Source organism: Sphingobacteriaceae bacterium (assembly GCA_002319075.1).
Lineage (GTDB): Bacteria > Bacteroidota > Bacteroidia > B-17B0 > Aurantibacillaceae > Aurantibacillus.
In genome coordinates this window covers 4484080-4497469 of sequence record NVQB01000001.1, presented here as the reverse complement: position 1 = coordinate 4497469, position 13390 = coordinate 4484080, and the positions used below count along the sequence as shown (strand labels likewise).

The following is a 13390-nucleotide window of genomic DNA, read 5'->3' as shown; positions in this document are numbered from 1 at the left end:
GACCTATCAGATATTCATGAAGAACATTTTTCCTATTCTACTTTTTTGTAGTATTTTTTTGACAGATTGTGGGTATTTTGAAAATGACGGCATTGAAAAAGAAGTTTCTGTTTTTGGTAAGATCAAACTCCGGAAATATGAAAATTCAAATGAGATGGAATTAGTTCTTCAGCAATCTCCTCAAATATCCGCTGTCATCGTGCAAAACTGTAAGAAAGTTTGCACAGACTCATCCAGACGACACCTATTTATTGAAAGTGAGATAAATGCCTATAACATGAAGTACTTAGATGTTTTTATAAAAGATTCGACATCTGTAGATACTCATAAGGCATTAAAGATAACACCAATTTCTGTCCAAACCTTCACCAACTCGGTAATGGCCAAAAGTGCTAACACACTTCTTGATAGATGAGAGATAGTTAAGTGAAGGAGCTACGCCGTGTGGCAGTTTTGAGTATGTAAAAATCACACCATCAGGACGATTCAAAATCAAAAAAAACGCCTACAATTTCTTGCAGGCGTTTTACAATTTATAATCTAGACAAAGATCAGATCATCTCTAGACTACGTTTAATAAAGTTAGTGAGTTTTTCACCTTTCAATAAGCCCTGAGATAATAAAGCTAAGTCAGCCGCTTGTTTAGCAAGTGTACTTTGTTTTTCTTTATCGCCTTCGGCTAAAATTTTTGAGATCAAAGGGTGATTTGAATTTACCACGAGGTTGTACATGTCAGGCATTGATCCATAAAAGCCCGCAGCGCCTCCACCCATTTGATTCATGTCTTTCATACGACGCATAAATTCAGGACGGGTAATGATCATTGGCGAGTCTTTCTCGCTGAGATTTTCAAACACCACACTAAATTGATCTTTGCTCACCACTTCTTCAATAATAGGTTGAAGTGTTTTTTGTTCTTCTTCACTGATCTTACTTACCGTGTTTTCGTCTTTGCTGATGAGTTTATCAATAGTATCAGCGTCAACACGCACAAAAGAAACATTTAATTTACTTTCCAATTGATTAATGTAATGCGGATCCAACATAGTTTCCATCAACAGCACCTCGTAACCACGATTTTTAGCAGCGTCGATATAGGCATGTTGTTCATTTACATTGGTGGCATACAAATAAACCAGTTTGTTCTCTTTATTAGTTTGTAAAGGCTTTACATGATTTTCAAATTCTTCGAAAGTAAAGTACTTATTTTCAGTTGTTTTGAAGAGTGCGAACTTTACGGCTTTTTCGTAAAACTTTTCGTCGCTGATCATTCCATACTGCACAAATATTTTAATATCGTCCCATTTGGCTTCAAAATCTGCGCGTTCTTTTTTATAAAGTTCTTCCAGTTTATCTGCTACTTTTTTGGTGATGTGACTTGCAATTTTTTTCACGTTCCCATCGGCCTGTAAATAACTCCGGCTAACATTTAATGGAATATCCGGGCTATCAATTACTCCACGTAATAAGGTTAAAAAGTCGGGAACGATATTTTCTACGTTATCTGTTACAAATACCTGGTTGGAATACAATTGTATCCTGTCCTTAGGCATTTCGAGTTTATTGCTAAGTTTTGGAAAATATAAAATACCCGTAAGGTTAAACGGAAAATCCACATTTAAATGAATCCAGAATAAGGGTTCATCAAACTGCATAGGATATAACTCCCTGTAAAAACTTTTGTAATCTTCGTCTTTTAAATCTGCAGGCTTTTTAGTCCATGCCGGAGTGGGATTGTTAATGATATTGTCCACCTCAATCTCTTCCGTTTTTACATCTTCAGGTTTTTGACCTTCTTTAGGTTCAGGGGTGATGCGGTCTTTACGCATTCCAAACTTAATTTCTACAGGTAAAAACTTACAATATTTATTTAAGAGCTCTTCAATTTTAAACTTTTCAAGATACTCTTCACAGTCGTCTGCAATATGAAGAACGATATCGGTTCCTCTTTCTTTTTTAGTATCGACTTCTTCAATCTGGTATTCAGGACTTCCGTCACATTCCCAACGCACAGCTTTAGATCCGTCTTTGTAAGATAAAGAAAAGATCTCCACTTTTTGGGCTACCATAAATGCGGAATAAAACCCTAAGCCAAAATGACCTATTACTACATTTTTGTCAACTTTATCTTTGTATTTATTTACGAATTCTTCTGCCCCGCTAAATGCAATTTGTGCGATGTATTTTTCAACATCCTCTTTAGTCATACCAATACCTTTATCTTTAATGGTAATGGTTTTAGCTTCTTTATTAACTTCTACCTCAATTTTAAGGTCGCCAAGATTGCCCTTTGCCTCGCCCATACTGGCAAGTGCTTTCAATTTCTGAGTAGCATCTACCGCATTACTAACTAATTCTCTTAAAAAAATCTCGTTATCGCTGTAAAGAAATTTTTTAATAATCGGGAAGATGTTTTCGGTTTGTACGTTTATTTTTCCTGTCGTGCTCATGGTGATTTTTTGATTTCGCTTGATACCAACAAATATAGGGCCATCCGATCAATTGTGCCAAAATGTCAAAATTTAATCAGAAATGGTAAAGTTTCCTTAAAAATCAAATTAGGTTTTATTTAAAATTGGTTTAGGCAGTATCTCGCCTATTTGTAGCATAAGCGGTGTGTACAAGGCAAAAAACTAATTTTTTTTGTATATTTAGATGCTATTATACAGGTGATAAATTGAATGTGAAGGCATATAAAACGGGTGGACGTGTTAAATGACTCTCCTGGATTGCCAAAAATTTATAAAGAGCATGGATAAATACGTTGAACCCTTGTGAAATCGAGAGTTCTGCAATAAATTTATAAAATCGAAGTTAAAATTAAACAAACCAGACACAACTAATCTTTAATCTTAAAACCTAACAAAAAAAAACAAATGAAGAACATCTACCTCGGACTTAAAAATGTTTTTAAAACATGTTTGAAAAATCCCCTTTTTAACTTGCTTCTCTTATCAGGATTAGCAACAACAAGTAATGCTCAATGCACTATTAATCTTACTGTTAGCGGATTAAATACCAATAGCGTGCTCTGCAGTGGAAACAGCGTAACTATTACAAGCGATGCCATCAGTAATTATTCATGGAGTCCTGGAAATTCTATTTCAGCGGCTCTGATCGTTTCACCAACAGTTACAACAACTTATACTTTAAGCGCCATGAGTGCGGCTAATTGTCCGAGTACAGCTGTGGTAACGGTTAGCGTTGTGTTAACTCCAACTCTTGCCCCAACGGCAACTCCTTCGATGATATGTGAAGGTAAATCGGCGGTACTTACTGCTACAGGTGCTGCAGGTACAACTTATACCTGGACCGGTGGCTCTGCATCTGCCAATACAAACACTTACCTTGTTACTCCTCCTGCAGGAATTAATAACTTTACAGTAACAAGAGCCATTTCGGGCTGTACCAGTACTGCCCAGCGTATCCTTATTGTAAACGCATTACCAACCGTTTTTGCCATCGTTAGTCCTACCATTGTTTGTGCAGGAAAACCAGCACAGGTAACGGTTGCAGGTGGTCAAACTTATACCTGGACTTCTCCAGGAAACCCACCTTCAGTGGCCTCGTTTACTTTTGGAGGAGCTACTGCCCAGGTGTTTCCACCGGTAAACACAATTTATACAGTTGCTGCGCATGATGGAACCTGTGTTAATACAACTACCGTAGAATTGCTTACTAATCCTAATCCAACGATTACTGCATCAGCTACTCCATCTACAATTTGTTCGGGCAATTCTGTTACTATTAATGCTTTTGGAAGTAACAACTTTACCATTGTATCTTCTTCTAATCCAAACCAGACTCTTACTTCTGTGCCTTTTACGCAAACACTTACCCAGGCCACTTCATACGCCATAACAGGAGTAAATTCTTTTAACTGTTATACTACCTATAATCAGATCGTAGTAGTGTCTCCTATACCAACTATCACAGCCAGCATTGTTGGCACAAAAACTATGGTGTGTTCAGGTGGTAGTACTTCCATTGGCGCTAATTCTGGTAGCGGTGGATTTGCGGTACATTCCTACACATGGAGTACTGGTGCACTTACACCAACAACTGTTGTAAATCCTGCAAGCTCGGTTACAGGCCCGGTTGTCTACACAGTGAGCGGAACTAATACCATTACAACATGTCAATCTGAAGCTACGGTGGCAGTGGCAGTGTTTATTCCTACCATCTCTGTTACAGGCCCTACTGCTACATGTATCGGTAAAGGCTTATCTCTTTTTGCAAACGGAGGAACCGGCGGGCAAGCTTATAAATGGTATACTGTTCCAGGCAGTAGCAGCCCTACAAGCACTAACTCCGGACTTACTATCGGATCGCTTACCGCTACAGCACAATACACTTTGGTAGCAAGTACAAGCACCGGAAGTGCTCAAAACTGTATTACTACAAGAACCATTGATGTAAGTATCTATTTTAACCCTACAATTACTGCGGTTGCTCAAAGAACACCTATTTGCTCTGGCGAATCTGTTGATCTTACTGCTGACGGAGGTGTAAGTTATGTATGGAATACTGGTGATGTTGGACAAGTTGTTGCTGTATCTCCTACTGTTAATACGAATTATACTGTAACTGGTCAGGATGCAAATAGCTGCGAGAATACTATGACGGTTCAGGTAAAAGTTTCTGCCTGCGTTGGTGTTGGCGAATTAAACGCTGTAAATATTGGTTTAAATGTTTATCCTAATCCTAGCAACGGAGAATTTGTAATTAAATCTGCAGGTAACTTAAAATTAACGCTTGTAAATGATTTAGGTCAACTCATTCGTAGTATTGAATTATCCGGAGCTAATGATTACAAAGTTTCTGTAAGTGACTTATCAAAAGGAATTTATTTCTTAAGTGGTGAAAAAGATAATCAGCAAATTCGTCAAAAAATAGTTGTGGCTAAATAATCCCAACTATAGAATTACCTTAATAAAAACCAGAATGAATCCCATTTCTTTAACAGGAAATGGGATTCTTTTTTAAGGCATAGGCTGTATCTTTGTATAATCCATGCATACAGACGACAAAACTATTAAGGAGTTTTTAGATGAAAAATATTTTCATTATAACTCTAAAGATTTTATTGAACTGGACCCCGTAAGCATACCTCATCTTTTTACAAAAAAGGAAGACCGTGAAATTGCAGGGTTTCTTGCCGCTACTATCGCCTGGGGAAACCGGAAATCTATCATTAACAATGGCATGAAGCTCATGAACTGGATGGATCATTCGCCTCATGAATTTATTTTACATCATAAAAAAAAGGACAGAAAAGTTTTCGAGAAATTTGTACACCGCACCTTTAACGGATCGGATTGCATTTTTTTTATAGAGTCTCTTCAGAATATTTACACGAATCATAACGGTCTTGAAAGTGCTTTCACAAAAGTGAACAGCGCAGGACTTATAGATAATATTACACAATTCAGAACTGTATTTTTGGAGGCTGAGCATCTAAAGCGGGCGGAAAAGCATATTTCAAATCCGCTTCAAAAATCGAGCGCCAAACGTTTGTGCATGTATTTAAGGTGGATGGTGCGGAAAGATAAAAAGGGGGTAGACTTTGGTATTTGGAAAAACATTTCTCCCTCACAACTGTGTTTGCCGCTGGATGTGCATACCGGCAATGTAAGCAGAGGCCTTGGTTTATTGACAAGAAAACAAAACGATTGGCAGGCTGTAGAAGAAATCACAAGCGTTTTGAGAAGTATGGATCCTAAAGATCCTGTGAAATACGATTTTGCTTTGTTTGGTTTGGGAGTAGATAAATTTTTAAAGTAAAGGCATAAAAAAAAGAGGGTTAGAAATAACCCTCCTTTTTTATTTTACAATTTTTGATTAGTTGTTAGTCAACTTATTTCTTAAGACAACCACTTTATCCGAGATCGCTTTGAATTTCGCATCGTTCATTTCTTTCGGATCTTTCACCGCAACAATTTCCTCATGAATAGATTTAAGGTCCTTGATTAATTCAGCGCATTCTTTTTTGTCTTTATAGTCACCCAATAAATTAATAAGATTTCCTAAATGGAAACGTTGTTCCCATAAGTGTTTGCGGGCTTTTTCTTTTAAAGCAGGGTCTGTTACCTGTTCATTGATTTTACAGGTTAAATAAAGACTTTCTAACCAGCTTCCGGCAAATACCGTTGCTGCGGTGTAAACACGTTCATTTGTTTTAAGATAGGAATCGCTTCTGATAAAGATCTCATCCAAAATTTTGAATAAGCTGTCTTTACTATTTAAGTTAGACTCAGCTCTTTTGCCAATCATTTGATCTACTGCACCTTTTAAGCCCAATGCATCGCTAAGAATTAAAATGTCTTTCATGTATTGTAAAACATCCGGACCTTTTTCATTCATCATGGCATAAGCCATGTCAATATTATAAACTCCAAGGTTAATACTTCTCTGGTATTCAGTGGTATATTTTGAAGCATTTTTCGGGTTATTCAGAATTGCGTTATCGTAGGTAACACCCCATTGCCCAAGCTCCTGCATAGCGTTAGCAGGGGAAGGTATATTTGCAATAGCAAAATCAAATTTAAATTTCGTGGTATCGTCAACCGTTACCGGCGTTGTGTCTTGCACTACAACTGTAGAATCAGCATTCTCAGCAGTTGCATCTGTTTCTTTTGCCCCACCGCAAGCGCTTAACAATAAAGCCGCAGCACCAAAGGCCATAAATTTGTGTGATAATGTCATTTGAGTTTTTAATTTTAGATGGACAAAAATAACTTAATTTTTGAAATACCAATGTTATTTTTATGCGCAAAAAGCCAGCTATAAAGCTGAAAATCACCTCTTAAAAGCTTAAGCTTGCAGCGTTTTTTCTCAGGCTTGGTTCCCTACTATTTACGCATGGGTACCACCATGCATGTAAACCTGCACACGCAACACACTTCGTTTTTATGATCGGTTATGCGAATATCCCATACATGTATTTTACCTCCTACTTTAATGGGAGTGCACACTGCGGTAACAAGTCCTTCAGTAACCGATTTTATGTGATTCGCATTGATCTCCACTCCCACTCCAATAAACAAGTCGCGGTTTACGGAGCACCAGCTTGCCACACTCCCTATGGTTTCAGCCAGGGCAACGGAAGCACCGCCATGCAAAAGTCCGAAAGGTTGTTTGGTTTTATGATTTACAGGCATTGTAGCTTTTAAAAAATCGGGGCCAACTTCCGTGAAATTGATCTCAAAAAACTCACCGAGGCTTCCCTTTCCAAGGTTGTTAATTAACTCAGTGGTTACTTCTCCATTCCAGATACTCATAGGTAAATAAAAATAATAGGCTTAAATTTAAACATTCGCTTTGAAATCACTACACCTTAAACTATTTCTGATGTTACAATTTTTAAACTTTCCTGCGCTTTTTAAAGGGCAGCCTACGAGCAGTATACATCAGTTTACCGCTAACAGCATAGAAGGAAAAACAGTGGACCTGTCAACTTTTAAAGGGAAAAAACTTTTGATCGTTAACACGGCAAGCGAATGTGGATTAACCCCACAGTTTAAGCAATTGCAGGAAGTTTATGATGCCTATAAGGATAAAGGCCTTATGATCATTGGTTTTCCGGCTAATGATTTTAAACACCAGGATCCAGGAACCAACACGGAAATAAAATCATTTTGCGAGCGCAATTACGGTGTAAGCTTTTTAATGATGGAAAAAATAACAGTAAAGGGAGACAGCATCCATCCAATTTACAAATGGCTTACTTCTAAATCTGAAAACGGTGTGATGAACTCTCATGTGAAATGGAACTTTCAAAAGTACATGATTGACGAACAGGGATACCTCGTAGATATGGTGCCACCTCTTAAAAAGCCAGATTCAAAAAAAATCATAAACTGGTTGAATAAAAAATAAAAAATCTACCCCTTTGAAACAAAAAAGAGCCGCATCGTTATGATGCAGCTCTTTTTTTTTGTAAATCTAATTAGTTTACCAAAGAAACGTTAATGGCGTTTAAACCTTTTTTACCGTTTTCAGTATCATAAGTTACTTCATCATTTTCACGAATGTCTTGTTTTAGAGCAGATGCATGCACAAATACTTCTTGTCCATCGTCGCCTAGTATAAATCCGAAACCTTTAGCGTCGTTAAAAAATTTTACTTTACCTTTTTTCATTGTTGTTGTTTTTTATTTGTTATTTATTTAATTGAATTTGCATTTCAGTTTTCAGCAGTGCCAAATGGCTTTTTCCACTGAAGATTTTAAGGGGGTTTAAACGACTTTCCGTTTCACAGGTCTAAAGAATCACTCTTTTGTTTTGACTTGTGTTGTAACTTAATCAGGTCATCGTAAGGTACAGTATTTAATTGTATTTGCAACCATTATTAAAAATTAGTAAAAACACGACTTTTACCTAATTTAGTAGCGTAAAAGCGTCTATTAAAACAGCTATCTGAGAATCAATCGTCTGATTCGAGAAACATTCCAAATACCTATGAGCATGGAAGATGATCAAAAGCCAAAACACGTGCGTCGCGAGCGCTACAAGGGTTCGCATCCAAAAGAGTTTACCGAAAAATACAAGGAACAACAGCCCGAACTGTATTCTGAAGACGTTGCAAAAGTGATGCAACAAGGCCGGACTCCTGCCGGCATGCACCGTTCGATTTGTGTGAAAGAAATAATGGATATACTGAAAGTGGCACCCGGTGAAACAGGTTTGGACGCTACTTTGGGATACGGAGGTCATAGTCTTGAAATTTTAAAAGCGCTAAATAAAGAAGGACGATTGTTCGCAACAGACGTTGATCCCTTTGAACTGCCACGTACGAGAGAGCGCTTGCAGAATCTCGGTTATACCGAAGACTATTTGGTTTTGAGACAAATGAATTTTTCAGGAATCGACCGGATTGTTTACGAATCGGGGCCGTTAAATTTTGTGCTGGCTGACCTTGGCGTTTCCTCCATGCAGATTGATAATCCTGAAAGAGGATTTACTTTTAAGTTTGAAGGCCCATTAGATCTGCGATTAAATCCCAAAAACGGTAAGTCTGCCGCCGCGCTCTTAAAAACTATTTCACCCGAACACTTAGAAACTATTTTGGATGAAAACTCTGACGAACCTTTCTACCAACAAATATCGGATGCTATTATAACAGCAATTGACAAGAAGCAACCTCTTGAAACTACCATTCAACTAAAAGACCTTATAACAAAAGCAATTACTTCTTTTTCACCTAAAACAAGTAAAGAAGACATTAAAAAATCTTGTCAACGGTGCTTTCAGGCTTTGCGTATTGAGGTAAATAATGAGTTTGGAGTACTTGATCAATTTTTAGAAAAACTTCCTGATGCATTGGCCTCCGGGGGTCGCGTTGCTATTCTTACATTTCATTCGGGGGAAGATCGTCGTGTAAAGAAGTGGTTTCAACATCATTTCAGGGAAGGTGCTTACAGTTCAATTGCTCCAGATCCTATACGTGCCTCGGCGGAAGAATGTTTTACGAATCCACGTGCTAAATCGGCGAAGCTTAGATGGGCTGTGAAGGCTTAAGCCATTTTGTACGCCCCAAATCGGGATAGTTTCTTCAACCTTCCCATTATGTGCATCTAAAAGCGATGCACCTATCGTCTCAAGCCGCACCGTATGACCTGCTTGTGAATTTGAAAGCGTGATTTAAAAGAGGTTTGAAATTTGCATTCATTTATCGAACGCAATTTCGTGATCGTTAAATTTTAAACTATGAAAAATTCACCAAAAGAAAAACCTACAATTCGTCCCGAGCCCGAAACAAATCCGGTTATTCCTCAGAAACCAGAGATAGGTCCGCAAACTGAAAAAGTTCCCGAAATACCTGTTGTACCTGAGATTGAGCCGTTCCTGCCACCCGACATAAAGCACCCAAAAAAATAAAAAGGTTCAAACTAAGTATGAAAAAAATAAATAACATTACGGTAGGCATTGATTTCTCAGAAAACTCTGTAAATGCATTTCACTATGCACGATCTTTTGCCAGGAGTATTAATGCTTCACTCACGTTAGTGCATGTGAAAGAGAGTCCGGTAATTGTATCAGATGTGATGATTCCTTCTTTCCCACCAGAAGACAACGAAAGTCTTGTAAAAGAACTAGAGAAAATTATCGCCCAGGAAAATTCAGCAACAGAAAAAGTAAAGGAAATTAAAATTAAAATTTTAACGGGAAACGCTGTTTCTACACTTAGTGAATTACCTGAAAATACGGGTACGGATATACTTATTCTTGGAACTACAGGTTTGTCGAAGGTAATGACAACGCTCCTTGGTTCAACATCGCTCAAAATTTCTAACCAGGCTCATTGTCCCGTTATCCTAGTTCCATCGGATGCAAAATGGCAGGCAATAAGCCAGGTGATGTTTGCAAGCGATTACGATTCGCTAACCTCAGTATTTGTAAATAAGATCACCGAATTTGCCCAGGCGCTTCATACCAATGTACACTTCGTAAATGTGCGAAATTATGATCCCATTCTTGAACCTAAACAAAAAGATATAGACTGGAGCGGTTTGTTGCAAAGCTATCCGGCAAACCTGGCTTATAAAAAATCGACTGTCTACGGCAACGATACGGTTGCAGAATTGCAGAATTATTGCGCGTCTAATACCATTCAACTTATGGCTTTTGCCAGCAAACACCGTAACTTTTGGGCGAATCTGACCCACAAGAGTATTACTGCAAAAATGGCGTTGTCAACACAACTCCCCATGATGGTCATGCATCTTGACGATGAAGTTTAAACCCGTTTCAACTGGTTGATAAGTAAGTTTATTTATAAAACTAAAACAAAGATTACTGAATTGTTTATACAGACCTTAGGGATATGGAAATTCGTTTAAAAATTGGAGAAGTCATTAAGATCATCAGCTTTATTCCAAAAGCTTTTCATGCCAAACACTTAACTGTAAATTTAGCAGGAAGCTCAAAACCCGGTGATATTAAAATTTACTTTTCTTATGGAAAAACAGATCTGGAAACCCGAAATTTTGATGACCTGGCCTACATTCAATTTAAGGCCGATCCTGAAAAGTCGAAATTCAATTTCAAACCAATTTACAACAGCCTCGATAAAGCTTACGACTACTGCTTCATTGAGACCGACAAGCCTGCAGCTATAGGATCAGAACTTGTTTTAGTTTACGAAGGAATTTAGACAGCTATTCTTCAAAGTAATAAACCTTAATTTGCACAGAAGGTTTTATCAGATCTATTTTATTAATTGAAATACGGTGTGCGTTAATGCCCGTGCGTTGTTTGATATCCTCTATCAATAAAGTCTGATCCGCCTGACGTACAAGTTCCATGTTATCGTAATTAATTACCTGAATGGCTTCTTTTTTAAAGAGGATTTTACTTTCAAGTAAGTAGGCAAGTAAAATAATAGTTCCGTTTATAAGAATAAGAAAAACATACTCAAAAGAATCCTCCGCATTTTTAATTTTGGTAACAGCGCTGATTAATCCGATCGCTATTACCAGAAAAAGGTACGACATGTCTTTGATGCTGATATCTTCAGTTTTGTAACGCAACATACTGAATACCGCAAAAAGTCCAAATGCTGCGCCCATACTGAGATCGACTTTATTTAGTAAAAAGCAGATAAGGAAGATAACGAGATTAAAAATAAAAAAGGTGAAAAATAATTCCAATCGTTTGTAAACGTGATAATACACCCCACGAATTAAAACAAATACAGAAACAAAATCTATTAGCAGGCGGTAAAAGAGTTTAAAAGATATTTTCTGCAAAGCATCTATCCCGGTTACTACCGGCTCATCCGCAATCTGAAGCAAGGAAAGAAAAATCATAATCTAAATTTATTTATATCCGTAAACTATTTTTTTTGTCGTAACCAGAACATTGGCTGCATCGTAAGTCTTTTTTTCGGTTCTCAGACCTTTTGAATTGTAAGTATAGACAAAACGTTTGATTTGTTTACCGCCACCATTCACAACACGTTCTTCTGTCTTTTGAGCCAAAACATTGTACACCATCGTCCTCTTCTCTTTCAGCACATTCTTCTCATTATATTCCGTTTCTTCAATAACATCTTCATCGCTGTTGTACTTATAACGAAGTATTGATGCCAGGTTTCCGTCGTTATTGTATTTTATTTCTTCAATTAAAAGTCCCGCACTGTTATAGGTAAGTTTTTCATCCCTGAGTATCCTTGCGCCCAGCGTTTTTGTGCTTGTTATAGTTTTCACACCATACTTTTTTATTTCCTTTTTCTTTTGAGCTTTAGAGCAAAAAATAAAAAAAGTAAGCAATAGCATTATAAAATATTTCAAGCCACTATTCATTATTTCCTTTAAATTTAGTCTTCGTCGGTTTTATTTTATTTTTCAAGTTCTTTAATAGCCTGGTTAAAGTTAAGACACTCAATATCGTTTGTTTTTAAGTAGTCTACAAGCCATATGTACCAATCGAGCCAGGTTTTAAAGCTGTGTGAAAAATAACGGTCGTGAAAATCAATGCCAAGGTAGTTCAACTTATTTTCAAAGGCTTTATCAATCATCCGTATGGTATTTTCCTTTGCCTGAAGAAGGTTCAAAGACTGCCATTTTTTATAATTCTCTATGATCCAGCCATCCATGATCTGAAATGGGAACTCCCACATGTTTCCAATTTTATATGGATTTTTAAATGCATGTTCGGTACTGTCGTAGCTGTAACCGGCTCCGGAGAGCAGTTTATAAGTGCTTTCCGTATTGCGCACATAATGCATACGAATACCAAAATTTTCAGATTGCGTTAAGTTTTTAAAGAGATCAAATTCCGCTTTGATCATCTCCGGACTATCGTAAGCTATACCATGAAGTCCAATTTCGCAATTGCGAAGTTTCATTTGTTCGATCCACAGGAGTGCCGCCTCATTAGAATAATTTAGACCGATACCTTTATTAACCGCAATAAAAAAAGAAGAAGGCACATTATTGATATTATTGAATGTAATAAGCTCATCAATATTCTGCCATTTATTTTTAAAAAAATCGGACCAGCGCAAAGTATATTCACGCGTGGAAATTTTTCCGGCGAACAATTCAATATGCATTCGCGCCAGGTACTTGGGAATAATGGTATCCCTGAATAAATGTTCCCAGACAGTTATGTGGTCTATATCATGCGAGATTATAGCCTTCATTTATTTTTTTTTAAATGTAACACCAGGTAATAAATTAAAGTGTGTTGTTGAAAATAATAGTGTTTATAAGCCCCGGTTTGAAGAGCGCGGGTGGAAGCAAATGCTTCCAGCGCCCCAGTTCCTTTTAAGGGAAAGTGTTGGTTTATTTTTTGAATAAGTTTACAGGCAGGATACACTTTTAAAGTGTGAAAAATTTCCTGCTTTATAGTGCTGAGTAATTTTTTCATTAGTTCTATGATCTGTA

Annotated in this window: 15 protein-coding genes; 7 read left to right on the top strand and 8 right to left on the bottom strand. The window is 37.3% G+C overall.

Annotated features, from left to right (window positions below; translation table 11 throughout):
- The first annotated feature begins 16 nt into the window (after positions 1-16).
- The gene (locus CNR22_19500) at positions 17-415 is read left to right on the top strand and encodes a hypothetical protein (GenBank protein PBQ33876.1); all 399 of its coding nucleotides are present in this window, start codon (positions 17-19) and stop codon (positions 413-415) included.
- Positions 416-551: 136 nt separating this feature from the next.
- On the opposite strand, the gene CNR22_19495 is transcribed toward CNR22_19500, so the two are convergent.
- Positions 552-2450, bottom strand: coding sequence for a molecular chaperone HtpG (locus CNR22_19495; GenBank protein ID PBQ33875.1), 1899 nt, complete (start codon positions 2448-2450; stop codon positions 552-554).
- Between the two features lie 426 nt (positions 2451-2876).
- On the opposite strand from CNR22_19495, the gene CNR22_19490 reads away from it, so the two are divergent.
- Entirely contained in the window at positions 2877-4910 is a 2034-nt protein-coding gene (locus CNR22_19490) for a hypothetical protein (protein PBQ33874.1), read from the top strand.
- A 103-nt stretch (positions 4911-5013) separates the two neighbouring features.
- Positions 5014-5784, top strand: a complete 771-nt coding sequence (locus CNR22_19485; protein ID PBQ33873.1) for a TIGR02757 family protein — start codon at positions 5014-5016, stop codon at positions 5782-5784.
- Between the two features lie 57 nt (positions 5785-5841).
- Here the strand turns inward: CNR22_19485 and CNR22_19480 are convergent, their stop codons facing one another.
- The gene (locus tag CNR22_19480) at positions 5842-6705 is read right to left on the bottom strand and encodes a hypothetical protein (GenBank protein ID PBQ33872.1); all 864 of its coding nucleotides are present in this window, start codon (positions 6703-6705) and stop codon (positions 5842-5844) included.
- Positions 6706-6851: 146 nt separating this feature from the next.
- Complete coding sequence (locus tag CNR22_19475) at positions 6852-7280, bottom strand: esterase (protein ID PBQ33871.1); 429 nt, start codon at positions 7278-7280, stop codon at positions 6852-6854.
- A 70-nt stretch (positions 7281-7350) separates the two neighbouring features.
- Here CNR22_19475 and CNR22_19470 point away from each other — a divergent pair, with 70 nt between their 5' ends.
- A complete protein-coding gene (locus CNR22_19470) occupies positions 7351-7878 on the top strand; it encodes a glutathione peroxidase (GenBank protein PBQ33870.1) in 528 nt (175 codons plus the stop codon).
- A 70-nt stretch (positions 7879-7948) separates the two neighbouring features.
- Here the strand turns inward: CNR22_19470 and CNR22_19465 are convergent, their stop codons facing one another.
- On the bottom strand, positions 7949-8140 hold the full coding sequence (locus CNR22_19465) for a cold-shock protein (GenBank protein PBQ33869.1): 192 nt from the start codon (positions 8138-8140) through the stop codon (positions 7949-7951).
- Between the two features lie 319 nt (positions 8141-8459).
- On the opposite strand from CNR22_19465, the gene CNR22_19460 reads away from it, so the two are divergent.
- The 3 genes from CNR22_19460 (at position 8460) to CNR22_19450 (ending at position 11154) form a co-directional block, all read left to right on the top strand.
- A complete protein-coding gene (locus tag CNR22_19460; protein PBQ33868.1) occupies positions 8460-9518 on the top strand; it encodes a 16S rRNA (cytosine(1402)-N(4))-methyltransferase in 1059 nt (352 codons plus the stop codon).
- 377 nt (positions 9519-9895) lie between these two features.
- Complete coding sequence (locus tag CNR22_19455; GenBank protein PBQ33867.1) at positions 9896-10741, top strand: hypothetical protein; 846 nt, start codon at positions 9896-9898, stop codon at positions 10739-10741.
- Between the two features lie 83 nt (positions 10742-10824).
- On the top strand, positions 10825-11154 hold the full coding sequence (locus CNR22_19450; GenBank protein PBQ33866.1) for a hypothetical protein: 330 nt from the start codon (positions 10825-10827) through the stop codon (positions 11152-11154).
- 4 nt (positions 11155-11158) lie between these two features.
- Here CNR22_19450 and CNR22_19445 read toward each other — a convergent pair whose 3' ends face one another.
- Genes CNR22_19445 through CNR22_19430 form a run of 4 tightly spaced genes read right to left on the bottom strand, consistent with a single transcriptional unit; the run spans position 11159 to position 13373 of the window.
- Entirely contained in the window at positions 11159-11809 is a 651-nt protein-coding gene (locus tag CNR22_19445; protein PBQ33865.1) for a DUF4956 domain-containing protein, read from the bottom strand.
- Positions 11810-11818: 9 nt separating this feature from the next.
- Positions 11819-12304 carry a hypothetical protein gene (locus tag CNR22_19440; protein ID PBQ33864.1) on the bottom strand — a complete coding sequence of 162 codons (486 nt, stop codon included), beginning with the start codon at positions 12302-12304 and terminating at the stop codon, positions 11819-11821.
- A gap of 35 nt (positions 12305-12339) precedes the next feature.
- Positions 12340-13146 carry a hypothetical protein gene (locus CNR22_19435; GenBank protein ID PBQ33863.1) on the bottom strand — a complete coding sequence of 269 codons (807 nt, stop codon included), beginning with the start codon at positions 13144-13146 and terminating at the stop codon, positions 12340-12342.
- Positions 13143-13373, bottom strand: a complete 231-nt coding sequence (locus CNR22_19430) for a hypothetical protein (protein ID PBQ33862.1) — start codon at positions 13371-13373, stop codon at positions 13143-13145. Before CNR22_19430 ends, CNR22_19435 begins: the two co-directional genes overlap by 4 nt.
- Positions 13374-13390 lie beyond the last annotated feature (17 nt).